This is a genomic window from Aeromonas sp. R10-1 (assembly GCF_040908465.1).
Classification (GTDB): Bacteria; Pseudomonadota; Gammaproteobacteria; order Enterobacterales; family Aeromonadaceae; genus Aeromonas; species Aeromonas caviae.
In genome coordinates, this window is the sequence record NZ_JBFODT010000039.1 from 129,426 (window position 1) to 152,147 (window position 22,722).

The 22,722-nt window shown below is 64.5% G+C and carries 22 protein-coding genes and 1 pseudogene; 15 read left to right on the forward strand and 8 right to left on the reverse strand.

The annotated features are described in order from the left end of the window. Positions 1–22: 22 nt before the first annotated feature. The 6 genes from AB5Y93_RS20150 to hslR form a co-directional block, all read right to left on the reverse strand. Complete coding sequence (locus tag AB5Y93_RS20150; protein ID WP_368230291.1) at positions 23–475, reverse strand: GNAT family N-acetyltransferase; 453 nt, start codon at positions 473–475, stop codon at positions 23–25. Positions 476–612: 137 nt separating this feature from the next. Further along, positions 613–2,415, reverse strand: a complete 1,803-nt coding sequence (locus tag AB5Y93_RS20155; RefSeq protein WP_368230293.1) for an aminopeptidase P family protein — start codon at positions 2,413–2,415, stop codon at positions 613–615. A 33-nt stretch (positions 2,416–2,448) separates the two neighbouring features. Continuing rightward, positions 2,449–3,114 (reverse strand): GntR family transcriptional regulator, encoded by a 666-nt coding sequence (locus tag AB5Y93_RS20160; RefSeq protein WP_029314822.1) that lies wholly within the window; start codon positions 3,112–3,114, stop codon positions 2,449–2,451. A gap of 173 nt (positions 3,115–3,287) precedes the next feature. Next, positions 3,288–4,913: a phosphoenolpyruvate carboxykinase (ATP) gene (gene pckA, locus AB5Y93_RS20165; protein ID WP_010675730.1), complete on the reverse strand. Its 1,626-nt coding sequence runs from the start codon at positions 4,911–4,913 to the stop codon at positions 3,288–3,290. Between the two features lie 149 nt (positions 4,914–5,062). Beyond that, positions 5,063–5,947: an Hsp33 family molecular chaperone HslO gene (hslO, locus tag AB5Y93_RS20170; RefSeq protein ID WP_010675729.1), complete on the reverse strand. Its 885-nt coding sequence runs from the start codon at positions 5,945–5,947 to the stop codon at positions 5,063–5,065. Between the two features lie 104 nt (positions 5,948–6,051). After that, positions 6,052–6,450, reverse strand: coding sequence for a ribosome-associated heat shock protein Hsp15 (gene hslR, locus AB5Y93_RS20175; protein ID WP_010675728.1), 399 nt, complete (start codon positions 6,448–6,450; stop codon positions 6,052–6,054). Positions 6,451–6,663: 213 nt separating this feature from the next. Here hslR and exeC point away from each other — a divergent pair, with 213 nt between their 5' ends. The 13 genes and pseudogenes from exeC to exeN all read left to right on the forward strand — a co-directional run bounded on the left by exeC (position 6,664) and on the right by exeN (position 18,238). After that, positions 6,664–7,515, forward strand: coding sequence for a GspC family type II secretion system variant ExeC (gene exeC, locus AB5Y93_RS20180; RefSeq protein ID WP_273545668.1), 852 nt, complete (start codon positions 6,664–6,666; stop codon positions 7,513–7,515). Positions 7,516–7,536: 21 nt separating this feature from the next. Further along, positions 7,537–9,591 (forward strand): GspD family T2SS secretin variant ExeD, encoded by a 2,055-nt coding sequence (gene exeD, locus AB5Y93_RS20185; RefSeq protein WP_368230295.1) that lies wholly within the window; start codon positions 7,537–7,539, stop codon positions 9,589–9,591. Beyond that, on the forward strand, positions 9,591–11,096 hold the full coding sequence (gene exeE, locus AB5Y93_RS20190; protein ID WP_041211720.1) for a GspE family T2SS ATPase variant ExeE: 1,506 nt from the start codon (positions 9,591–9,593) through the stop codon (positions 11,094–11,096). The genes exeD and exeE overlap by 1 nt, the downstream gene beginning before the upstream one ends. 1 nt (position 11,097) lies before the next feature. Continuing rightward, a complete protein-coding gene (exeF, locus tag AB5Y93_RS20195; RefSeq protein WP_039040588.1) occupies positions 11,098–12,318 on the forward strand; it encodes a GspF family T2SS innner membrane protein variant ExeF in 1,221 nt (406 codons plus the stop codon). Positions 12,319–12,434: 116 nt separating this feature from the next. Beyond that, entirely contained in the window at positions 12,435–12,866 is a 432-nt protein-coding gene (gene exeG, locus AB5Y93_RS20200; protein ID WP_010675723.1) for a GspG family T2SS major pseudopilin variant ExeG, read from the forward strand. Positions 12,867–12,913: 47 nt separating this feature from the next. Continuing rightward, a complete protein-coding gene (gene exeH, locus AB5Y93_RS20205) occupies positions 12,914–13,477 on the forward strand; it encodes a GspH family T2SS minor pseudopilin variant ExeH (RefSeq protein ID WP_368230297.1) in 564 nt (187 codons plus the stop codon). Positions 13,478–13,551: 74 nt separating this feature from the next. Beyond that, positions 13,552–13,896: a GspI family T2SS minor pseudopilin variant ExeI gene (gene exeI / locus AB5Y93_RS20210; RefSeq protein WP_039040586.1), complete on the forward strand. Its 345-nt coding sequence runs from the start codon at positions 13,552–13,554 to the stop codon at positions 13,894–13,896. Between the two features lie 44 nt (positions 13,897–13,940). Further along, positions 13,941–14,582: a GspJ family T2SS minor pseudopilin variant ExeJ gene (gene exeJ, locus AB5Y93_RS20215; protein WP_045522074.1), complete on the forward strand. Its 642-nt coding sequence runs from the start codon at positions 13,941–13,943 to the stop codon at positions 14,580–14,582. Positions 14,583–14,607: 25 nt separating this feature from the next. Next, positions 14,608–14,682: pseudogene (locus AB5Y93_RS20220) on the forward strand (type II secretion system protein GspJ); the annotation flags it as partial. Then, positions 14,672–15,697, forward strand: coding sequence for a GspK family T2SS minor pseudopilin variant ExeK (gene exeK / locus AB5Y93_RS20225; protein WP_041213947.1), 1,026 nt, complete (start codon positions 14,672–14,674; stop codon positions 15,695–15,697). The pseudogene AB5Y93_RS20220 and the gene exeK, both read left to right, overlap by 11 nt. Before the next feature lie 113 nt (positions 15,698–15,810). Beyond that, complete coding sequence (gene exeL / locus AB5Y93_RS20230) at positions 15,811–16,995, forward strand: GspL family type II secretion system protein ExeL (RefSeq protein ID WP_081999394.1); 1,185 nt, start codon at positions 15,811–15,813, stop codon at positions 16,993–16,995. Next, positions 16,992–17,483 (forward strand): GspM family type II secretion system protein ExeM, encoded by a 492-nt coding sequence (gene exeM / locus AB5Y93_RS20235; RefSeq protein WP_368230299.1) that lies wholly within the window; start codon positions 16,992–16,994, stop codon positions 17,481–17,483. Before exeL ends, exeM begins: the two co-directional genes overlap by 4 nt. Beyond that, positions 17,480–18,238: a GspN family type II secretion system protein ExeN gene (gene exeN / locus AB5Y93_RS20240; RefSeq protein ID WP_368230301.1), complete on the forward strand. Its 759-nt coding sequence runs from the start codon at positions 17,480–17,482 to the stop codon at positions 18,236–18,238. The genes exeM and exeN overlap by 4 nt, the downstream gene beginning before the upstream one ends. Before the next feature lie 60 nt (positions 18,239–18,298). On the opposite strand, the gene AB5Y93_RS20245 is transcribed toward exeN, so the two are convergent. Next, positions 18,299–19,114: a LuxR C-terminal-related transcriptional regulator gene (locus AB5Y93_RS20245; RefSeq protein WP_368230303.1), complete on the reverse strand. Its 816-nt coding sequence runs from the start codon at positions 19,112–19,114 to the stop codon at positions 18,299–18,301. Between the two features lie 166 nt (positions 19,115–19,280). On the opposite strand from AB5Y93_RS20245, the gene tyrS reads away from it, so the two are divergent. Further along, positions 19,281–20,546 carry a tyrosine--tRNA ligase gene (gene tyrS, locus AB5Y93_RS20250; protein ID WP_368230305.1) on the forward strand — a complete coding sequence of 422 codons (1,266 nt, stop codon included), beginning with the start codon at positions 19,281–19,283 and terminating at the stop codon, positions 20,544–20,546. On the opposite strand, the gene AB5Y93_RS20255 is transcribed toward tyrS, so the two are convergent. Then, on the reverse strand, positions 20,541–21,446 hold the full coding sequence (locus tag AB5Y93_RS20255; RefSeq protein ID WP_042864913.1) for a LysR family transcriptional regulator: 906 nt from the start codon (positions 21,444–21,446) through the stop codon (positions 20,541–20,543). The genes tyrS and AB5Y93_RS20255 overlap by 6 nt on opposite strands. Positions 21,447–21,562: 116 nt before the next feature. Here AB5Y93_RS20255 and AB5Y93_RS20260 point away from each other — a divergent pair, with 116 nt between their 5' ends. After that, positions 21,563–22,669: an NADH:flavin oxidoreductase gene (locus tag AB5Y93_RS20260; RefSeq protein WP_368230307.1), complete on the forward strand. Its 1,107-nt coding sequence runs from the start codon at positions 21,563–21,565 to the stop codon at positions 22,667–22,669. Positions 22,670–22,722: the final 53 nt, after the last annotated feature.

The window sequence follows — 22,722 nt, forward strand, 5'->3', positions numbered from 1 at the left end:
CTCCCGTGCCGGTGGTGGATGGTCAAGTCAGGGCTTTTTCCAGCAGCAGGCGATCCTCGCCCGGCCCGAAGTAGCCTCTCTCTTCTGCCAACTGCTGATAACCCAGCCTGAAGTAGAGGCGCTGGGCCGGATTGGCGGGATCAACGGTCAGCCTGACCCGCTCAACTTCCAGTTTCAGCAGTCCCTGCTCCACCTGCAACATCATTTGTTCGGCAAGGCCGAAGCCGCGCGCTTCGGGGCGTACCGCGAGGGAGAGCAGCCATCCCTGCGACCGATTCTGACCAAGCCCCCCCAGGGCATAGCCCATCAGCCGGCCTTCCCGCTCCGCGACGACCAGCAGTTCCGGCCACAGATCCATGGCCTGGCGAAAGAAGAAACCGGGGTAGACATCCTCGCCGAAGACATCGGCATCTATCTGCCAGATGGCGTGCATGTCGGCGTGGGTGGCAAGGCGCAATACGGGGGACGAGTGCATCGGGGCTCCTCTCATCGGGTCTCTGCTGCGGGGCAGCCAAAAAGGAGGCACAGGGTAGAAGGGGCGGGGAGTCGATGCAAGGGGGGCATTTGTGGCATGCCGCAGATAAAGAAACAGGGCCCGCAGGCCCTGTGTCATCAGAGGAGGCTGGTCGCCTGCTCCAGCCAGGCGAGATCCTCGCCCTCCAGCAGCGGGCTCAGACGGCGGTAGACCTCCGCATGGTATTCGTTGATCCAGCGGAACTCCGCCGGACTCAGCAGGCTGCGATCGATGAGGCGGATGTCGAACGGCACATAGGTCAGTCGCTCGAAGCCCAGCATGGCGAGCTCGCCGCGGGCTTCCTGCTCGGTCACCACCACCAGGTTTTCACAGCGGATGCCGAAGGCATCTTCCCGGTAGTAGCCCGGCTCGTTGGAGAGCACCATGCCCGGCTGCAGGGCCACCTGGCTGCCCTTGGGGGCGATGCGCTGCGGGCCTTCGTGCACGCTGAGGAAGTGGCCGACTCCGTGTCCGGTGCCATGGTCGTAGTTGTAACCGGCTTGCCACAGGGGCATGCGGGCCAGCACGTCGAGCTGGATGCCGGCAGTGCCGCGGGGGAAGCGGGCCTGATCCAGGGCAATATGACCCTGCAGTACCCGGGTAAACATGGCTCTGTGCTCGTCGGTTACCTCACCCACCTTGACGGTGCGGGTGATGTCGGTGGTGCCGTCCAGGTACTGGGCGCCGGAGTCCACCAGATAGATGCTGTCCTGGCCGAAGGCGCGCGGGGTACCGTTGGTGTGGCGGTAGTGGCACATGGCGGCGTTGGGGCCGAGTGCCGAGATGGTGTCGAAGCTCGGCTCCACATAGTGCTCCTGCTCGTGGCGGAAGGCTTCCAGCTGGTCTGCCAGGGTGCCTTCGTCCACACCGTCGAACTCGCCGCTGGCGATCAGGCGATCCAGCCAGGCCAGGAAGCGGGTGACGGCAACGCCATCGCGCAGGTGGGCGGCACGCATGCCGGCCAGCTCCACAGGGTTCTTGCACGCCTTGGGCAGCATGGTGGGATCCTGGCCGGCCACCAGAATGGCGCCCGCCTCTTCCATCACGAGCTGGGTCCAGGCGTTGGCGGTGTTGGGGTCGGCCAGCACCTTCTGCTGATCCTCGCCGATGCGCTGCAACACGTCACCCAGCTTGTCGATGGGGTAGACGGAGACATCCTGCCCCACGTGCTGGCTGAAGGCGAAGCAGTCGATCTTGTCGGTATCGACGAAGAAATCCATGGTGGTGTTGGCGTAGAGCACCGCAAAGCCCAGCACCACCGGCAGGCGTTCCACGTCGCGACCACGCAGGTTGAGCAGCCAGTTGATGGGCTCGGCCTGGGTCAGCAGTACCGCATCCAGCCCGCGCTTGCGCAGATCGCTGGCCAGCATTTCGCGCTTGGCCTGGCTGGACTGGCCCGCCAGCTCCTCGCTGTAGAGGATGACAGGGCTCTTGGTCGGAGCGGGACGATCGCTCCAGTGCAGATCGATGGGGTTCTCGTCGATGCGCACCAGCTCGATGCCGTGATCGGCCAGCACGGCGTTGGCGTTCTGATACCAGGCCAGGCTGTGCAGGCGGGCATCGAAACCGACCCGGGAGCCTGAGGGCAACTGCTCCGCCAGCCACTGCACATGGGGGTCTTCATTGAGGTGGAGAAACTCGAACAGCTCGGCCGGCGCCTGCATGCGCGCCTGCACGGTATAACGACCGTCGATGAACAGGGCCGCCCGATGCGCCATGATGATGGCGAGCCCGGCGGAGCCGTTGAAACCCGTGATCCAGTCCAGCCGCTCGGCATAGGCGGGAATGTACTCCCCCAGATGCTCGTCGTCGTGGGGAACGATGAAGGCGTCCAGCTCCAGCGTGGCCAGTGTGGCCCTGACCTGGGCGACGCGGGTTTCAATAATCTCGAAATGGTTCATGTCGTTATTGCCAGCTTGTGGTGATGTGAGTGTTCATTGATGGTGGCCGCTTGCCAGGATCTGTCTGATCGACTGGCCTGCCGCCTCGATGTGTTGCTTGAGCAGTACCACTGCTTCGTGCTTGCGCCGGGCGCGGCACAGTTCAAGGAGTCGGGCGTGCTCCCGCTCGGCCTTGTCCACGCCGCCCTGGGCGAACAGCAGTTCGAAACGCACATAGCGGTCGCAGCTCAGATTGATCTGGGCGATCAGTTCCAGTGCCTGGGGGCGATTGGCTGCCTGGTAGAGGGTGGCGTGAAAGCGGTGATTCAACTCGGCCCAGTGTTCGATCTGGGTGCCAGACTCCAGCGCCAGATCAAACTGGGCGAGGATGGCTTGCGCCTGGGCGAAGGTCTCCTCCGTCATCAGGTCGACGGCGTGGAACAGGGTATCGGCTTCGAGCAGTGCCCGCAAATAAAAGAGCTCCTCGATGGCCGAGGCATCCAGCATGGTCACCACGGCGCCGCGATGGGCCTCGAACTTCACCAGCCCCTGGGCTTCCAGTTGCATCAGGGCTTCCCGTACCGGGATACGGCTCACCGCCAGCTCCTTGGCGATGGCGTCCTGGCGCAGGGGGGCGCCCGCTGCAAACTCGCCACGCAATATCCGGCCGCGGAGGTTCTCCATCACCATCTGGGTTCGGGTCTTGTAAGGTGGGGTCATGCTGGGGTCACGGGCAGGTTGCAAAATTGTATATTGTATAAAGTTTGGCTGAATCTAACGCGCAAGGGCCGTCAAGGCAAGGCTTGGCGGGAGCCATATGCCGCGCATCGGCCAAAAAAATACCGGCCAGCAGGGCTGACCGGTACGGGATTGCGAGACGCGAGGCGCGTTTCTTACAACTGCGGGCCTGCCGCGACCAGGCGTTTGCCTTCGTCGTTGTCGGTGAAGCGCTCGAAGTTCTTGATGAAGCGCCCGGCCAGATCGGCCGCCTTGGCATCCCACTCGGCCTGGTCGGCGTAAGTGTCTCGCGGATCCAGGATGGCGGGGTTGACGCCCGGCAGCTCGGTCGGCACTTCCAGATTGAACACCGGCAGTACCTTGGTCGGCGCCTTCTCGATGGAACCATCCAGGATGGCGTCGATGATGCCACGGGTATCCTTGATGGAGATCCGCTTGCCGGTGCCGTTCCAGCCGGTGTTGACCAGATAGGCTTCAGCCCCTGCCGCTTCCATCCGTTTCACCAGCTCCTGGCCGTACTTGGTCGGGTGCAGGCTGAGGAAAGCCGCGCCGAAGCAGGAGGAGAAGGTCGGGGTCGGCTCTGTGATGCCGCGCTCGGTACCGGCCAGTTTGGCGGTGAAGCCGGACAGGAAGTGGTACTTGGTCTGCTCCTTGGTCAGCTTGGCGACCGGGGGCAGCACACCGAAGGCGTCTGCGGTCAGGAAGATCACCTTGGTGGCGTGACCTGCCTTGGAGACCGGCTTGACGATGTTGTCGATGTGATAGATGGGGTAGGAGACCCGGGTATTCTCGGTGCGGGAACCGTCGTCGAAGTCGATGGTGCCATCGGCGGCCACGGTCACGTTCTCCAGCAGCGCATCGCGGCGGATGGCGTGGTAGATGTCCGGCTCGGCCTCTTCGGAGAGCTTGATGGTCTTGGCGTAGCAGCCCCCTTCGAAGTTGAACACGCCGTGATCATCCCAGCCGTGCTCGTCATCGCCGATCAGCTGACGCTTGGGATCGGTGGAGAGGGTGGTCTTGCCGGTGCCGGAGAGGCCGAAGAAGATGGCCACGTCCCCATCCTTGCCCACGTTGGCGGAGCAGTGCATGGAGGCGATGCCGCGCAGGGGCAGGAAGTAGTTCATCATGGAGAACATGCCCTTCTTCATCTCGCCACCGTACCAGGTGCCGCCGATGAGTTGCATCTTCTCGGTCATGTTGAAGGCGACGAAGTTCTCTGAGTTGAGACCCTGCTCCTTCCAGTTCGGGTTGGTGCACTTGGCACCGTTCATCACCACGAAGTCCGGTTTGAAGGTCTTCAGCTCCTCTTCGCTCGGGCGGATGAACATGTTCTTCACGAAGTGCGCCTGCCAGGCCACCTCGGTGATGATGCGCACCGCCAAGCGGGTGTCCGGGTTGGCGCCGCAGAAGCCGTCCACCACGAACAGACGCTTGCCGGAGAGCTGTTTGGTGACCAGCCCTTTCAGATGTGACCACACTTCCGGTGTAATCGCCTTGTTATCGTTTTTACCCTGGTCAGACCACCATACAGTATCCTGGGTAGTGGCATCTTTGACGATATATTTATCTTTAGGGGAGCGGCCGGTGAAGATGCCGGTGTTGACGTTGACGGCGCCAAGCTCGGTGACGACGCCACGTTCGAAGCCCTCAAGGTCTGAGCGGGTCTCTTCAGCGAAAAGCTGCTCATAGGAGGGGTTGCGAACGATTTCCTGGCTGTTTTTGATACCGTATTGGTCCAGCTTCAGTTGTTGGGCCAGGGTGGGTTCTACCACGATTGTCATTGTATTCTCCTGGGTTCAGAGGTGTGTAGGGTTCTATCTGACGTTCATGCTACCACCTAGGTGGTAGTTTTTAGCGATCGCCATCAAACTTTATAAAATAGGGTATTTTTTTGTTATTTAAGTTAAAGGCGGGTTTTGCCTGCCTTTGATTAGTGTAACTGGTTTGCATCATTACCGGGAGCCCTGCTGAACAGGGTTTCGATGTCTATCCCGTCGAATTCGTAGTGGGCGCCGCAGTAATCGCAGTGCATGTCGATCTTGCCGAGCTCCTGCACCATGGATACCGCTTCCTCCTTGTCTATCTGCAGCAAGGCCCCTTCGCAACGGGCGCGGGAGCAGGTGCAGCGGAACTCGATGGCCTGGGGATCGAACACCCGTACCTTGTCCTGGTGGTAGAGGCGGTAGAGGATCTCTTCCGCGTCCAGACCGAACAACTCTTCGTCCTTGATGGTGGTGGTGAGCTGGACCAGGTGGTCGAAATCTTCGCTGTGATCCTCGCTCTGGGCCGGCAGCTCCTGCAGCAGGATGCCCGCCGCACGGGGCTCGCCCTCGTGGTGGCCGGTGCGGATCCAGAGGCGGGTGGCGAGTTGTTCGGACTGGGCGAAGTAGTGCTCCAGGCAGGCCGCCAGGGTGTCGGCCTCCAGGGCGATGATGCCCTGATAGCGCTCTCCCTGATCGGGGGTGATGGTGATGACCAGATGGCCGTTGCCGATCAGGCTTTGCAGCTTGCCGTCCGTCGGCAGTTCCCCTTCATAGCGTGCCACGCCGCGCAATTGCTGGTTGTTGTCGCCGTTGATGACGGCCAGACGCACCGGACCGTCCCCCTGCAGCTGCACCGTGATGGAGCCTTCGAACTTGAGGGTAGCGGTCAGCAGGCTGGTGGCAACCAGCAGCTCGCCCAGCAGGTGCTGCACCTGTACCGGGTAGTTCTGGGCGTCGATGATGTGGCGGTAGGTACGATCTAGCTGGACCAGCTCCCCACGCACTTCGTACTCTTCGAACAGATAGCGATACAGGAGGTCTTGGTTACTCATCATGGTTTCCTAGGATGTTCTTGGGGAAAAATAAACACATTGTTAAACAGGTGGTTAGGAACTAATTCCTCCACCTGTCGTCATAAAGGGGCCACAGACGCGGATTAGGATTGCTTGACCCGGATAAGCTGGCGTCGCTCCTGCTTGTCAGGTCGGCGCTCCGGGCTTGGGGCAAACTGGCTGTTGAAGCGGCGGGCCTCGCTGTTTTCGGCCCGTTTCTTCAGGCTGGCCTCTGTCTCTTCATAGAGTTGCTGGGCCAGCGGGGCGGATTTGCGCTGCTCGCTCACCTCGAGCACCCGCACCTCCCGCTCGTCCTGGCCTTGCCAGAATCGCACCAGGGCGCCGACCTCGACCGCCTTGCCCGGCTTGGTGCGCTGGCCGTTGTAGTGCACCTTGCCGCCGTCGATCTGATCCCGCGCCAGACTGCGGGTCTTGTAAAAGCGGGCGGCCCACAGCCACTTGTCGAGACGGACCTGAGTGCTGCTTTGTGCTGGATTCGACATGGATCGGCTCCGGGATGGCTGAAAAGGTGCCTGATTATACCAGAGGCGGGCCCCGGGATAGAAACAGGGGGCATCCGGGTGTGACGGAAACTGAATTTTCACCCCTTGGTCCCATCCGGTCGGTTGTCTCTGGGTCCATTGCCGTACACAATAGCCAACCGACTTGGATGCCAGACAATTTTGAGAAAGATGACGCTACCGTTCAGGGATGATTTGTTGACTTCCCTTCTGGCTCGCTGCAAGGCCATGCCACTTTCCCGTTTCAGCCAGCCCCTGTTCTGGCTTCTGCTGCTGTTGCTGGCCCAGCAGTGCGCCGTGCTCACCTGGCGCCTTTACGAACTGGCCCAGCCCGTTCCCCTGACCCCCTGGCAACCCTCGGTCACCTCGGTGCAGGGGAGTGGCGGCGATCGCCTCGATCTTGGCAACCTCAGCCGCCTCTCTCTCTTTGGCAAGGCGCTGCAACCCCAGGCGGACAAGGCGGCAGAGACGGTGGCGGCGGATGCCCCGAAAACCCAGCTCAATGCCCAGCTCAACGGGGTGCTGGCAAGCTCGGATCCCGCCAAGTCCATCGCCATCATCGCCCACAACGGGACACAGAACTCTTACGGCATCGGGGACTACATCGACGGTACCCAGGCCAGGATACGCCAGGTGTTTGCCGATCGGGTCATCATCGCCCGGGACGGCCGTGACGAGACCCTGATGCTGGACGGGGAAGAGTATGGCAAGCCCCTGCCCAAACCGGCCCGCCAGGAGGGGCTCTCCTCCGTGCGCAGTGAACTGCTGGGCAACCCGGGCAAGATCACCGATTACCTCAATATTTCTCCGGTCCGGGTGGACGGTCGCATGACCGGCTATCGCCTCAACCCGGGTCGCAATCCGGAACTGTTCAATCAACTCGGACTGGTCGCCAACGATCTGGCGGTCAGCATCAACGGCCTGGATCTGCGTGACAACGCCCAGGCCATGCAGGCGATGCAGCAGGTGGCGGGCGCCACGGAAATGACCGTCACCGTCGAGCGGCAAGGACAGCTCTACGACGTCTATGTCGGCTTGTCAGAATAATGAATTGGAGTAGCACCAAGAATGACAAATAAAGGGAAGGGCTGGCGTCTGGCCACCATGGCGGCAGCCTTGATGATGGCCGGTTCTGCCTGGGCCACCGAGTATTCCGCCAGTTTCAAGAACGCCGACATCGAGGAGTTCATCAACACGGTCGGCAAGAACCTGAACAAAACCATCATCATAGAGCCATCGGTACGCGGCAAGATCAACGTGCGCAGCTATGACCTGCTCAACGAGGAGCAGTACTACCAGTTCTTCCTGAGCGTGCTCGACGTTTACGGCTTTGCCGTGGTGCCCATGAACAACGGCGTGCTCAAGGTAGTGCGCTCCAAGGATGCCAAGACCTCGGCCATCCCCGTGGTGGATGACACCAACCCCGGCGTGGGTGACGAGATGGTGACCCGGGTCGTGCCGGTGCGCAATGTCTCGGTCCGTGAACTGGCCCCCCTGCTGCGTCAGCTCAACGACAACGCCGGCGGCGGCAACGTGGTCCACTACGAGCCCTCCAACGTGCTGCTCATCACCGGCCGCGCCGCCGTGGTCAACCGCCTGGTGGAGGTGGTTCGCCGGGTGGACAAGGCGGGGGATCAGGACATGGACGTCATCAAGCTCAAATTCGCCTCCGCCGGCGAGATGGTGCGGCTGGTGACCAACCTCAACAAGGATGGCAGCAATCAGGGGGGCAACGCCTCGCTGCTGCTCTCCCCCAAGGTGGTGGCCGACGAGCGCACCAACTCCGTGGTCATCAGCGGCGAGCCCAAGGCCCGTGCCCGCATCATCCAGATGGTGCGCCAGCTCGACCGGGATCTGCAGAGCCAGGGCAACACCCGGGTCTTTTACCTGAAATATGGCAAGGCCAAGGATCTGGTGGACGTCCTCAAGGGGGTCAGCTCCAGCATCGCCGCCGACAAGAAGGGCGGGGCGGCTGCCACGGCCACGGGCGGCGCCAGCATCGGCGGCGGCCAGCTCGCCATCTCCGCCGACGAGACCACCAATGCCCTGGTGATCACCGCCCAGCCGGACGTGATGGCCGAGCTGGAGCAGGTCATCGCCAAGCTCGACATTCGTCGTGCCCAGGTGCTGGTGGAGGCCATCATCGTCGAGATATCGGATGGTGACGGCATGAACCTCGGGGTGCAGTGGGCCAACACCAATGGCGGCGGCACCCAGTTCACCGACACCGGTCTGCCCATCGGCTCCCTGGCCATCGCCGCCAAGGATTACAAAGACAACGGTAACACCGACGGCCTGTCATCCCTGGCGGGCAGCTTCAGCGGCATGGCGGCAGGCTTCTATCACGGAGACTGGGCGGCGCTGGTGACGGCGCTCTCCACCAACAGCAAGAACGACATCCTCTCCACCCCGAGCATCGTCACCATGGACAACAAGGAGGCCTCCTTCAACGTCGGTCAGGAAGTGCCGGTGCAGAGCGGCTCCCAGAGCTCCACCACCAGCGATCAGGTGTTCAACACCATAGAGCGCAAGACGGTGGGGACCAAGCTGGTGGTGACGCCCCAGATCAACGAAGGAGATTCCGTGCTGCTCAACATCGAGCAGGAAGTCTCCAGCGTGGCACAGAAGCAGGCGACCGGGACCGCCAACCTGGGCCCCACCTTCGATACTCGCACCGTGAAGAACGCCGTGCTGGTCAAGAGCGGCGAGACAGTGGTGCTGGGCGGCCTGATGGACGAACAGACCCAGGAGCAGATCTCCAAGGTGCCCCTGCTCGGGGACATTCCGGTGCTGGGTTACCTGTTCCGTTCCTCCAAGACCTCCACCGCCAAGCGCAACCTGATGGTCTTCATCCGCCCGACCATATTGCGTGACGCCAATGTCTACTCCGGGGTCTCCAGCAACAAGTACACCCTGTTCAGGGCCGAACAGCTGAGCCGGGCTGCGGAAGAGGGCTATGCTACCTCGCCGGCTCGCCAGGTGCTGCCCGCCTATGGCCAGGACGTGATGATGTCCCCCGAGGTGCAGCAGCAGATCCAGAGAATGCAGGCCCAGCAGCAGGCGACCGCCACCGGCGTGCGCGCCCAGGTGCAGGAGCAGCCCTTCGTGCAGAGCAAGCCCTGATGGCCGCCTATCAGCTCGATGGCAGCGAGCTGCCGGCTCCCCTGCCGGAACTGCCGTTCGCGTTTGCCCGCAACTTCGGGGCCATCCTGACCGAGCGCCAGGGTGCCCCGGTGCTGCTCTGTCGTCAGGGGATCTCCCCCCAGACCCTGCTGGAGGTGCGGCGGGTGGCGGGCTGTGCCTTCGCGGTGGAGCAGCTTGGCAACGACGAGTTCGAGACGCTCCTGATGGCCCACTATCAGCGTGACTCCTCCGAGGCGCGTCAGCTGATGGAGGATCTCGGCAACGAGATGGACTTCTTTGCCCTGGCCGAAGAGCTGCCCCAGAGCGAGGATCTGCTGGATGCTGACGACGACGCCCCCATCATTCGCCTCATCAATGCCATGTTGAGCGAGGCGATAAAAGAGGAGGCGTCCGACATCCACATCGAGACCTTCGAGCGGGCCCTGGTGATCCGTTTTCGCATCGATGGGGTGCTGCGGGAGATCCTGCGCCCCCATCGCAAACTCGCCTCCCTGCTGGTGTCGCGCATCAAGGTCATGTCGCGCATGGACATCGCCGAGAAGCGGGTGCCCCAGGATGGCCGCATCTCACTGCGCATCGGCGGCCGCGCCGTCGACGTGCGGGTCTCCACCATGCCCTCCAGCTACGGCGAGCGGGTGGTATTGCGACTGCTCGACAAGAACAACGTGCGCCTCGAGCTCAAGCAGCTCGGCATGACGCTGGCCAACCGCAACATCATCAGCGAACTCATTCGCAAGCCCCACGGCATCATCCTGGTGACGGGCCCGACCGGTTCGGGCAAGTCCACCACCCTTTATGCGGCCCTCTCGGAGATCAACTCCCGGGATCGCAACATCCTGACCGTCGAAGACCCCATCGAATATGACCTCGAAGGGGTGGGCCAGACCCAGGTCAACAGCAAGGTGGACATGACCTTCGCCCGGGGCCTGCGCGCCATTCTGCGCCAGGATCCGGATGTGGTGATGGTGGGGGAAATCCGTGACCTCGAGACCGCCCAGATCGCGGTGCAGGCATCCCTCACCGGTCACCTGGTGATGTCGACCCTGCACACCAACACCGCCATCGGCGCCATTACCCGAATGCGGGACATGGGGATTGAGCCCTTCCTGCTCTCCTCGTCGCTCCTGGCGGTACTGGCCCAGCGGCTGGTGCGCACCCTCTGCCCGGATTGCCGCGCACCGCACCCTGTCACCGAGCAGGAGCGTCTGGCCATGGGCATCGAGCTTGCGCCGGATCAGCAGATCTGGCGTCCGGTGGGCTGCGAGCAGTGCAACCACACCGGCTATCGCGGCCGGACCGGCATCCACGAGCTGGTGGTGGTGGACGAGGCGGTGCGCGAGGCGATCCACAGCGCCAGCGGCGAGCTCGCCATCGAGCGGCTGATCCGGGGTCACACCCCCAGCATCCGCCGCGACGGCATCGACAAGGTGCTCAAGGGGCAGACCAGCCTCGAAGAGGTGCTGCGCGTGACCCGGGAAGACTGAGATGGCGGCATTTGAATACAAGGCCCTCGACGGCAAGGGGCGCAACAAGAGCGGCGTGCTGGAAGGGGATTCCGCCCGCCAGGTGCGCCAGTTGCTGCGCGAGCAGGGGCTGACCCCTCTCGAGGTGAACGAGACCACCGAGAAGGCCAAGCGGGAGGCGAACCGCTTCGTGCTGTTTCGCCGTGGCGCCTCCACCGCAGAACTGGCCCTCATCACCCGCCAGCTGGCGACCCTGGTGGGGGCCGGTCTCACCATCGAAGAGGCGCTCAAGGCGGTCGCCGAGCAGTGCGAGAAGGCCCACCTGCGCAGCCTGGTGGCGACGGTGCGCAGCAAGGTGGTGGAGGGGTATTCCCTGGCCGATTCGCTGGGGGCCTTCCCCCATGTGTTCGACCAGCTGTTCCGCTCCATGGTGGCGGCCGGCGAGAAGTCCGGTCACCTGGAGAAGGTGCTCAACCGTCTCGCCGATTACACAGAGCAGCGCCAGCACATGCGCACCAAGCTGCTGCAGGCGATGATCTATCCCATCGTTCTCACCCTGGTGGCGGTGGGGGTCATCTCCATACTGCTCACCGCCGTGGTGCCCAAGGTGGTGGCCCAGTTCGAACACATGGGCCAGCAACTGCCGGGTACCACCCGCTTCCTCATTGGCACCAGCGAGCTGTTGCAGCACTACGGCCTCTGGTTCCTGCTGCTCCTTGGCATTGGCGGCCTGATCTGGCGCTGGTGGCTGACCGACGACAAGCGCCGTCGTCGCTGGCACCAGGTGATACTGCGCCTGCCGGTGATCGGCCGGGTCAGCCGCGGTCTCAACACCGCCCGCTTTGCCCGCACTCTGAGCATCCTCAACGCCAGCGCCGTCCCCCTGCTGGAGGGAATGAAGATCGCCGGCGAAGTGCTCTCCAACGACTATGCCCGCATGCGCATCGGTGAGGCCACCGAGCGGGTGCGGGAGGGGACCAGCCTGCGCAAGTCGCTGGATGAAACCAGAATTTTTCCGCCCATGATGCTGCACATGATCGCCTCGGGCGAGCAGAGCGGCGAGCTCGACAGCATGCTGGAGCGGGCGGCGGACAACCAGGACAGGGAGTTCGAAACCCAGGTGAACATCGCCCTCGGGGTGTTCGAGCCCATGCTGGTGGTCTCCATGGCGGGGGTGGTGCTGTTTATCGTGATGTCGATCCTGCAGCCGATCCTAGAGCTCAACAATATGGTGAATCTGTGAGGGTCGGGTGCCCGAATAGGCTTCGCCATTCGAACCTGCAAATTCAATCGAACGATCGTGGTTTAACAGTTAATCGTTGATGGCTAATGCCATCTCATTTCGTGAGGGAGTCAGTCATGCAAAAGCGTCGTCAATCGGGTTTTACCCTGCTGGAAGTGATGGTGGTCATCGTGATCCTGGGGATCCTGGCCAGCCTGGTGGTGCCCAACCTGATGGGCAACAAGGAGAAGGCGGATCAGCAAAAAGCGGTCTCCGACATAGTGGCGCTGGAAAACGCTCTCGACATGTACAAGCTGGACAACAACCGCTACCCGACCACCGAGCAGGGGCTGGATGCCCTGGTCAACAAGCCGACCGCATCCCCTGAGCCGCGCAGCTACCGTGAAGGGGGCTACATCAAGCGCCTGCCGCAGGATCCCTGGGGCAACCAGTACCAGCTGCTGAGCCCGGGCCAGTTTGGCAAGATCGACATCTTCTCCATGGGGATGGACGGCGAAGCCGGGACCGATGACGACATCGGCAACTGGAACCTGAAGGACTTCCAATAAGTGATTCCGCCGCGTCGTGTTCACTGCGCCACCCCGGGGCTGCCTGAATGAAGGTGGCCTCTTGGGCCAGTCACCAGGCCGGTTTTACCCTGCTGGAAGTGTTGCTGGTGGCCATGCTGATGGGACTGGTGGCGACCGCCGTCACCCTCAGCATGGGGGGGGCCAGGGGGGATCGGGAGCTCGACAAGCAGGCGCGCCGCTTCATGGCGACCCTGCAGCAGGCCCAGGAGTATTCGGTCATGGATGGCAGGCTGCTGGGGCTGCGGGTCGAGGAGAACGGCTGGCAGTTTATGTCCCGGGATCCCAAGGATCGCAAGTGGCGCGCCCTGACCGGTGACAAGTTGCTGGGGCCGGTGACGTTGCCGGAGGGGATGACCCTGGCGGTGGAGCTGGAGGGTTTCAACTGGCGCTCTGCGTCGGACGAACGCCAGGAGCAGGGTCGGGACGAGCGCGAGCGGACACCCCAGATCCTGGTCTTCCCGGGGGGAGAGCTCTCTCCCTTCGTGCTGACCCTGAGCCAGCAGGACGAGGAGCTGCACTATCTGCGCACCGTCAGGGGGGACGAGTTCGGTCGTCTCTCCCTGTTGCAGGATGAAGAGGAAGAAGAGTGAGGAGCGCCAGGCCCGCAGGGGGCGTTCTAGCGCGTCGCACCGCTCTGTCGGGCGGCCCCGCCCGGGGGCGTGGCATGACGCTGCTGGAGGTCATGGTGGCCCTGGCGGTGTTTGCCATCGCCGGGCTGGCGGTGATGAAGACCGCGAGCGAACACCTGGCCGGCCTCAATTATCTGGAGCAGAAGACCCTGGCGACCTGGGTGGTGGAGAATCAGCTGGTGCAGCAGAAGCTCGAAGGCAAGTGGCCGGGAGACAGCTGGGTGGAAGGGGACGAGGAGATGGCCGGGCAGACCTGGTACTGGCGCTATCGCGGCGTCGCCACGGCGGACAGCAACTTCAGGGCGCTGGACATGGAAGTGCGCACCGCGCCCAAGGCCGAGAGCCCGGTGGCCATGATCCGGACCTATCTCAGCCGATGAACATTCATCAACGTGCGTCCATGATCCGGAGCCGGTGTCAGCCGATGATCCAGAGCAACACCCACCCATCGTGCCACCGCGGCTTCACCCTGCTTGAGATGCTGGTGGCCATCGCCATCTTCGCCACCCTGAGCCTGGGGGCCTATCAGGTGCTGCAAGGGGTGCTGACCAGCGACGAGGTGGCCAAGCGCAAGGAGGCCCGTCTCTCGGAGCTTCAGCTCGCCTTCAGCCTGCTGGAGCGGGATGTCACCCAGATGGTGCCGCGCAGCGGTCGCATCGACGGCGAGAACAACAAGGTGCTGCTGGCGGCGTCTCGCTTCGGCCAGCAGAGCGACGACTGGGGCATGGCCTTCATTCGCGGCGGTTGGCTCAATCCGGACGGCATACTGCCGCGCTCCGGCCTGCAACGAGTGGGTTGGCGTCTCAAGGGGCAGACCCTGGAGCGGTTGAGCTACCTCTATCCGGATCCGGCCATTGGCACCGAGCCGCGCATTCAGCCCGTGCTGACCGGCGTGACGGCGCTGCGCCTCTATTTCTACGACAAGGGACAGTGGAAGGAGGAGTGGACCCAGCGCGACCTGCTGCCCTACGGGCTGGCGGTGGAGCTGGAGCTTGAAGACTACGGCACCATCCGTCGCCAGTTCCTGATCGGTGCTGGTGGCCAGAGGGCAGAGAATGGTAACTGATCGTCGTTTTCCCCTGTCCGTCACGGAGGATGACGGCACTATTCGACGTCGCCAGTTCCTGATCGGTGCTGGTGGCCAGCGAGCGGACAATGGCAATTAAGCGCGGCCGGGGCCGATCCCGCACTACACTGGGCCGCCAGGGGGGCATGGCCCTGCTGGTGGTGCTGCTTATCCTCGCGGTGATGGTGATCGTCGCCAGCAACATGAGCGGCCGCCTGCAACTGGAGCTGCGCCGCACCGCCAACCTCACCCTGGGCAAGCAGGCCTGGTGGTATGCCATGTCGGCGGAGGCCCTGGTGATCAAGGTGCTGAACCAGGACTTCAAGGATGACCCGGATCGGGTGAGTCTGGGACAGAACTGGGCGCGGGAGGACGGGGTCTTCCCGGTGGAGGATGGCACTCTCTCGGGCCGGGTGCGGGATCTGCAATCCTGCTTCAACCTCAACAGCCTGAGCGTGCCCCTCAAGGAGGGGGAGAACGGCGACGATCTCGACGCCCAGCCTTACCAGTTCAAGGTGTTCCGGGCCCTGCTCGCCCAGCTCGAGGTGGATGATTACGAAGCGGTACAGCTGACGGACGCCATCCGCGACTGGACCGACAAGGATACCCAGCTGGTCTCGAGCAACGGGGCCGAGGATGCCTACTACGAGGGACTCAATCCTCCCTACCTGGTGGCTAACCAGCGGATGCTGGGCACCGACGAACTGCGGGCAGTGCGCGGGGTGAGCGCCAGCCTGTACGCCCGGTTGGCCCCCTATGTGTGCTCCCTGCCCAATGACAAGCTGGTGGTGAACATCAACACCATCCGGCCGGAGCAGGCGGCCCTGCTGGTGGGGCTCTACCAGGGGAAGATCGGGCTGGACGATGCCAAGCGGGTGCTGACCAGCCGCCCCAAGAAGGGGTGGAAGAACAAGCAGGAGATGACGGAACAGTTGCAGGTTCAGCCGGGTGCCATCACCGGGCTGGATGGCGCCCTGGACATCAAGAGCAGCTTCTTCGAGGCCCGCCTGCTGGCGGAGGTGGGGGAGACCCGCGCCAGGCTTGAGACCGTCTTCCAGCGTGGCAAAGACAACAAGCTGGTGATGCTGCGTCGCCTGAGCGGCGGCGCCGAATAACAAGGGGGCGTGGGGCGGTTTCAGCTGACCTGCGCATCCCCCGATTGGACTGCAACCCATGGCTGTGCGCCCGCCCCCCTGAGGGAAGAGCGGGCATGGCAGGAGAGACATTAGTGAGCGAGAGTCTGGTCATCCGTCTGGGGACCAATGCGCAGCAGCCAGTGCACTGGCTGGTCTGGTCGGCGCAGGAGCAGGAGATCATCGCCTCCGGCATCCTGGCCTCGGCACACGCCCTCGGCGAGCTGCAGGAGCGTGCCGGTGGTCGCCCCGTGGTGACCCTGGTGCCCGGCAGCGATCTTATCTTCCGGCGGGTCAATCTGCCGGGCAAATACAGCCGCCAGAGTGCGGCGGCCCTGCCCTATCTGCTGGAGGAGCAGATCGCCTCAGACGTGGACGATCTGCACCTGGTGGTGCTCGGCCATCAGGGCCGCGAGGTGGATCTGATGGCGGTGGACAAGGGGAAGATGCACTCCTGGCTCGGCTGGCTGGAGCAGGCAGGGCTCAAGACCCTGCACCTGCTGCCCGACGTGCTGGCGCTGCCGCTCGCCGCCGATGGCTGGTCAGCCCTGCAACTGGGGGAGGAGTGGCTGGTCCGCCAGGGCCCCCGTCAGGGCATAGTGGCGGAGGAATCCCTGCTGGCCATGTTGCTGGCAGCGCAGACCGAACCCGTCACCCTTCACTGCCATACTCCCATCCCCGCCATGGCGGCGGGCAACTGGCAGGGGGCTGACCCGGAACTGCCCATGCTGTTGCTGGCGAAAGGGGCGCTGACCTGCCAGGCCAACCTGCTGCAGGGGCCCTATCGTCCCCAGACCGAATACGCCCGCTACTGGTTGCAGTGGCGCAAGGTGGCGGTGCTGGCAGGCGTATTGTTGCTGGTGGCCCTGGTGCAGCGCGGTGTGCATCTGCACCAGCTGACGGAACAGGACAAGGCCCTCAAGGCGGAGATCCGGCAGGTCTACACCCGGATCTTCCCGGGGGAGACGCGTATCGTCAACGTGCGCAGCCAGATGACCCAGCACCTCCAGCAGTTGGGGCAGGCTCCCCAGGATGGCGTCCTGTTGCTCCTGACCGAGCTGGCCCCGGTGTTTGCCGAGGTGCCCGGCCTCAAGCCCGAAGTGCTGCGCTTCGATGCAGCCCGGGGCGAGCTGAGGTTGCAGGTGACGGCCCCCGGCTTCACCGAGATCGAACGTTTCCGCGAGCTGGCGGGCAAGCGCTTCGAGGTGCAGCAGGGTGAGGTGCGAAGCACCGAAGGCAAGGTCGAAGGGGCGCTGGTGCTCAAGGGGAGGTCGTCATGATGGGCAAACTGCAGAGCTGGTGGCGTGGCATCAGTGCCCGCGAGCAGCGGCTGGTGGCGGTGGGGGGCAGCGTGCTGCTCATCGGGCTCTTCTACTGGGCGATCTGGCAGCCGGTGGCAAATCGCATTGCCGAGCGCGAGCGGCAGGTGGTGAACCAGCAGCAGACCCTGGCCTGGCTCAAGGAGAAGGGACAGGAGGTGCTGGCGATGCAGGGGGGACAGGGGCGCCAGATCGATACCGGCGGTACCCTGGACGGTGTGGTGAACCGCACCGCCTTCAATCAGAAGATCAAGATTGCCCGCTTGCAGCCCCAGGGTCAGGAGCTGCAGGTATGGATAGACACGGTGCCGTTCGATGATCTGCTGATCTGGCTTGCGACCCTCTCGGATCAATACGGCGTCCAGGTGCAGATCATCGAGCTGGCCCGCGAGGGGCTGGCCCCCGGGCTGGTCAAGGTCAGACGTTTGCAGTTGAGTCGTTCCCAATGAAGCGAAAAATAGTGATCGCCAGTCTCTTCCTGCTGGCCTATCTCGGTTTCCTGCTGGCCCAGTTGCCTGCATCCCTGGTGGTGCGCCATCTGCCGCTGCCCCCCAATCTGGTGCGGTTGGAGGGGGTGAGCGGCACCCTCTGGAGCGGCCAGGTTGCCCGCCTGCAATACGCCAGCGAGTCGCTGACCCAGCTGCGCTGGGAGCTCAACGGCTGGTCGTTGCTGCGCTTTGCCCCTGAAGTGTCCCTGCGCTTTGGCGAGCGCAGCGGCCTCAACGGGCAGGGGGTGGTGGGTTGGAGCGGCGCCGCCTTTGGCCGCGACATCACCCTCAACGTGCCGGCCCCCTGGCTGCTGGCGCGGGTGCCGATGCAACTGCCCGTGCCAGTGACGGTGGCTGGCCAGCTGCAGCTCAAGCTCGATCAGGTAGCCCAGGGCAACCCCTGGTGCGACAACCTCTACGGCAACCTCTACTGGTACGGGGCCGATGCCGATACCCCGGCCGGCAAGCTGGTGCTGGGGGATCCCGAGATCAAGCTGACCTGCATCGACTCCCGGCTGGTGGCCGAGCTCAAGCAGGGCTCGGAGGCGGTGCAGGTGCAGGGCAAGCTGGAGCTGCAGGCCAATCGCCAGTACCTGTTCCAGGGCACCCTGAAACCCGGGCCCGAACTGCCGGAGCAGATGAAGCAGGGGCTGCCCTTCCTCGGCCAGCCCGATGGTCAGGGGCGCTTCCCGCTGCGCTACCAGGGCCGCATCTGACGACCTTGCTGTCTGATCTGGCAAACATCAACACCACCCCGCCCCGGCGGGGTGGTGTCGTTATGGGGAGGTGCCGGCCGGCGCCGTGATGAGGTGATTGAGGAAGAAGCGGAACAGCTCGGCCCGCGAGCGCAGGTGCAACTTGGCGTAGAGGTGCTTGCGATGATTCTTCACCGTGCCGCTGCCGATGCCGAGCTCCGCGGCAATCGCCTCGGTGTCGAGCCCCTGCAACAGCAATCCCGCCACCTGACGCTCGCGGCGGGTGAGGCTTGCGCCCCCCACGCTGGCGATGGCCCGCTTCACCGTCGCCTTGAGATCGGCACCACCTGGCAGCGCCGGGCTCTGGGCCAGCAGGGCGGCCCCCTCCCGCCAGTGCTGGCGGCACAGCGAATGGACCAGCGGAAACAGCGCCTCCAGCCGGGCCAGCTCGTCACGGCTGAGGGAGCTGCGCTTGTCGAGCCGGCCCAGAAACAGCATCAGGGTGAGGCCGCCGCGCACCGGCAGGATCAGCCCCACCTCCTCCTGCCAGCCGGTGGCCTGATAGAAGTGGTGGCGATACTCGGGGTCGAGTCGCCCCTGCGATACCTGCGCCAGGGTCCAGACCCCGGCCCCCAGACCCTGCTCCAGCGCCTGCATAAAGGGATCCTGGCTGAAGTGGCGGGTGAGGTAGCGATCAAACAGCAGGGCCCGCTGATGGTGCAGGTTGTCGTAGAGGTAGACGGGGCGCTGCCCCACCCCGAGCAGCAGGGCACAGTCGAACGCCACCTGCTGCTGGATGAGGCGCACCATCGCCGCCGGAAAGGCGCTGCCGTGCAGGGCATCGACGACGGCGGTGAGGTTCGTGGTCAGCGAATCTGCGGTGAGGGGTTGGGTCATGGCGATGGCTTCCGGATGGCGGGCTGGCTCCCCGCAATGGTCGTGCGATGGTCACATGATGGCCGGATGCTAGCACGAGAGTGGCAAAACTGTCCCCTAGGGGACATATTCGGTGCGAGCCAGAGCGGCGAGGATGTGGCCTTTTCCCCCTGCTGTTGGAGACCCCATGATCAACCCCCACCTGCTCGATGAGCTGACCCGACGCGGCCTGGTGGCCCAGAATTCCGACCCGGCGGCGCTCGCCTCCCACCTCGCCACCCCGCGCACCGTCTACTGCGGGTTCGATCCCACCGCCGGCAGCCTGCACATCGGCCATCTGGTGCCACTGTTGATGCTGCGCCGCTTCCAGCTGGCGGGTCACACCCCGGTGGCGCTGGTGGGCGGTGCGACCGGCCTTATCGGCGATCCCAGCTTCAAGGCGACCGAGCGCAACCTCAACAGCGCCGAGACGGTGCAGGGCTGGGTGGCCAGCCTGTCGGCCCAGATAAAAGCGCTGCTGCCGGCCAGCGAAGGGCTGGCGGCGCCGCTGCTGGTCAACAACGCCGACTGGATGGGGCAGATGTCCGCCCTCGATTTTCTGCGCGACATCGGCAAGCACTTCTCGGTCAACGCCATGCTGGCCCGCGAATCGGTGCGCCAGCGGCTGGCCCGCCCGGATCAGGGCATCTCCTTCACCGAGTTCTCCTACGCCCTGCTGCAATCCCAGGACTTCGCGGTGCTCAACCAGCGCCTCGGCTGCACCCTGCAGATCGGCGGCAACGATCAGTGGGGCAACATCACCAGCGGCATGGACCTCACCCGCCGCCTCCATCAGGCCCAGGTCTATGGCATGACGCTGCCGCTCATCACCAAGGCGGACGGCACCAAGTTCGGCAAGACCGAAGGGGGCGCTATCTGGCTCGACCCGGCGCTCACCTCGCCCTACGCCTTCTACCAGTTCTGGCTCGGCACCGCGGACGAGGATGTCTACCGCTTCCTGCGCTACTACAGCTTTATGCCGCTGAGCGAGATTGAGGCGCTGGAGGCGGAGGATGCGAAGCGACAGGGACGCAAGCTGGCGCAGCAGGTGCTGGCCGACGAGCTGACCGAGCTGGTGCACGGCAAGGGGGCGCTGGCTGCAGCGCAGCGCATCAGCGAATTGCTGTTCAGTGGCGACGTAGCGCGCCTTGGCGAGAGCGATCTGGCCCAGCTGGCGCAAGATGGCATGCCAAGCTGCCGAATCGAGGGGGAAACAGATCTGGTGACCCTGCTGGTGGAGAGCGGTCTGGCCAACTCCAGGCGGATCGCCCGCGAGCTGCTGGCGGCGGGGGCCGTCAGCGTCAACGGTGCGATCCGCCGGGATGAGCCGCTCACCGCCGACGATCGGCTGTTCGGCCGCTACCTGCTGCTGCGCCGGGGCAAGAAGCAGTACCACCTGGTGATCTGCTCATGAAGGGGTGAGCGCCTCGATGACGTAGTCGAGGAAGTGGCCGACCAGGGCCGACTCGGCCCGGCGCTGGGTATAGAGGGCGTAGAAATGGGCCCCCTTGGGGCGATAGTCCGGCAGCACTTCGCGCACCACCCCCTCGGCCAGCTCGGCCGCCACCAGGTAGCGCGGCAGGCGGGCTATCCCCAGTCCCTGGCGCATCCCCTGGTGAATCGCCTTCTTGCTGCTGAAGGCCAGCTCGCCCGCTACCTCGAGAGGGATCTCGCGCCCCTGGGCAAGCAGGGGCCAGCGCTCGTGGCGGCCGTACTCCTGGCTGCGGGTGATGAGGCTGTGCTGGTGCAGATCTTGCGGTGTGCTGAGGGGCGGGTGGCGGTCGAGGTAGTCGGCGCTGGCGCAGAGCACCAGATCGTCCACCGCGATGGGGCGCGCCAGGTAGGGCTGGGTGCCGAGCTCAGTGCTGCGAAACGCCACGTGCAGGTTGTCGCGCAGCAGGTCGGCCGGGGTATTGCTGAAGTCGGCGATGATCCGCACCTCCGGGTGGTCGGCGCGAAAGCGCAGCAGCACCGGAGTCAGCACCACTTCTCCCCAGAGATCCGGCGCCGTGATGCGCAGCTCCCCGCACAGTGCCGAGCGGCGGCGCTGCAGGCCGTCCAGCAACTGCTCGTGCAGGGCGATCATCTGGTCGGCCTGGCGGTAAGCGAGCTCTCCTGCGTCGGTCAGTTGCACCCGGCGGGTGGTGCGACTCAGGAGCACGCTGCCGAGGCTCTGCTCCAGGTGGCGCAAATCCTTTGACGCCTTGCTCGGGGTGATGCCGAGCTGGGCCGCCGCCGCGGCGAAGGATCCGCAGCGGACGATGGCGACCAGCAGGCGCATCAGGTAGAGGGTGTCGAGCTTGTGGTGACTCATGAGGGGTGGCCTATTGTGTCTTGCTGGGAATGAATGTCTTGCTTGTGTGCCTGATTATATCCTCCTGTCCCGGGTTTAAAGTGGCCGCCATGCCATTGCGATCCCGGGAGAGGACGATGAACAAGACACTGAGCGACAGCTTCCACTTCGAGCGAGCCGGATTGCGGCTCAAGAACCGGGCCGTGCTGGCCCCTTTGACCCACAACATGAGCGGCGCAGGCGGTGATCCCGGCCAGGCCGAGCTCGACTGGCTGGCGCGCTGCGCCCGTGGCGGTTTCGGCCTGCTCATCGCCGCCGCTACCCAGGTGCGGCCCGGCGGGCGCTGCTGGGCGGGGCAGCCTGCCCTGATGACGGACGCCCAGCAGCAGGCCTTCACGGCCCTGGCCGACAGTGCGCGGCAGGCCGGGGCGCTGGCGGTGGTGCAACTGCATCACGGCGGGATGCGGGCTCTGCCCGAGCTGAACGACGGGGCGCCGGTCGGCCCGTGCGCGCTGGCGCCGGACGGGCGTTACCCCCTCGGGGTCAAGGGGCTGAGCGAGGAGGAGATTCTGACGCTCATTGATGCCTTTGTGAGCGCTGCCGAGCGGGCCCATGGCGCCGGCCTGCACGGGGTCGAGCTGCACGCAGCCCACCACTTCCTGCTCTGCAACTTCCTCAACCCCCTGCACAACCGGCGCACCGACCGCTGGGGTGGCAGCCTCGCCAACCGGGCGCGGATCCTGGTGGAGATAGTGCGCGGCATTCGTGCCCGTCTACCCCGGGGTTTCCTGGTCGGGGTGCGTCTCTCCCCCGAGAGCTATGCCCATATCCAGGGCATCGAACTGGCCCATCAGCTGGCGGTGGCGCGCCTGCTGGCGGACGAGGGGATCGACTACCTGCACTTCTCCATGGGGGACAGCTTCAAGGCGGTGGCGGGGGATCCCGACGGCGGCGCCCTGCTGGAGGCGGTAAGGGTCGGGTTGGCCGGGCAGGTGCCGCTCATGGTGGCGGGCAAGATTAGCGACGCAGATTCGGCGGAGCGGGCTCTGGCCGGTGGCGCCGATCTGGTGGCGGTGGGTACGGCGGCCCTTGGCAATCCGGACTGGATGGAACGGGTGAGCCGCGGCCTGCCTCTGCATGCAGCCCCTTTCACGGCGGCGCACCTCACGGAGGTTGGCTTCACCCCAAGCGCCCTCGACTACCTGGCCGGCATGGGGGTGCTGGCCCCGCGCGATGCGGCCTGAGGGCTTTCATGAACGGTATGCGCTCGGCAGGCTGCTGAGCTGATGTGACAAGG

Coding starts and splice junctions, on each gene's coding strand:
- AB5Y93_RS20150 (WP_368230291.1), bottom strand. CDS start 475: ATGCACTCGTCCCCCGTATTGCGCCTTGCCACCCACGCCGACATGCAC.
- AB5Y93_RS20155 (WP_368230293.1), bottom strand. CDS start 2,415: ATGAACCATTTCGAGATTATTGAAACCCGCGTCGCCCAGGTCAGGGCC.
- AB5Y93_RS20160 (WP_029314822.1), bottom strand. CDS start 3,114: ATGACCCCACCTTACAAGACCCGAACCCAGATGGTGATGGAGAACCTC.
- pckA (WP_010675730.1), bottom strand. CDS start 4,913: ATGACAATCGTGGTAGAACCCACCCTGGCCCAACAACTGAAGCTGGAC.
- hslO (WP_010675729.1), bottom strand. CDS start 5,947: ATGAGTAACCAAGACCTCCTGTATCGCTATCTGTTCGAAGAGTACGAA.
- hslR (WP_010675728.1), bottom strand. CDS start 6,450: ATGTCGAATCCAGCACAAAGCAGCACTCAGGTCCGTCTCGACAAGTGG.
- exeD (WP_368230295.1), top strand. CDS start 7,537: ATGACAAATAAAGGGAAGGGCTGGCGTCTGGCCACCATGGCGGCAGCC.
- exeE (WP_041211720.1), top strand. CDS start 9,591: ATGGCCGCCTATCAGCTCGATGGCAGCGAGCTGCCGGCTCCCCTGCCG.
- exeF (WP_039040588.1), top strand. CDS start 11,098: ATGGCGGCATTTGAATACAAGGCCCTCGACGGCAAGGGGCGCAACAAG.
- exeG (WP_010675723.1), top strand. CDS start 12,435: ATGCAAAAGCGTCGTCAATCGGGTTTTACCCTGCTGGAAGTGATGGTG.
- exeH (WP_368230297.1), top strand. CDS start 12,914: ATGAAGGTGGCCTCTTGGGCCAGTCACCAGGCCGGTTTTACCCTGCTG.
- exeI (WP_039040586.1), top strand. CDS start 13,552: ATGACGCTGCTGGAGGTCATGGTGGCCCTGGCGGTGTTTGCCATCGCC.
- exeJ (WP_045522074.1), top strand. CDS start 13,941: ATGATCCAGAGCAACACCCACCCATCGTGCCACCGCGGCTTCACCCTG.
- exeK (WP_041213947.1), top strand. CDS start 14,672: ATGGCAATTAAGCGCGGCCGGGGCCGATCCCGCACTACACTGGGCCGC.
- exeM (WP_368230299.1), top strand. CDS start 16,992: ATGATGGGCAAACTGCAGAGCTGGTGGCGTGGCATCAGTGCCCGCGAG.
- exeN (WP_368230301.1), top strand. CDS start 17,480: ATGAAGCGAAAAATAGTGATCGCCAGTCTCTTCCTGCTGGCCTATCTC.
- AB5Y93_RS20245 (WP_368230303.1), bottom strand. CDS start 19,114: ATGACCCAACCCCTCACCGCAGATTCGCTGACCACGAACCTCACCGCC.
- tyrS (WP_368230305.1), top strand. CDS start 19,281: ATGATCAACCCCCACCTGCTCGATGAGCTGACCCGACGCGGCCTGGTG.
- AB5Y93_RS20255 (WP_042864913.1), bottom strand. CDS start 21,446: ATGAGTCACCACAAGCTCGACACCCTCTACCTGATGCGCCTGCTGGTC.
- AB5Y93_RS20260 (WP_368230307.1), top strand. CDS start 21,563: ATGAACAAGACACTGAGCGACAGCTTCCACTTCGAGCGAGCCGGATTG.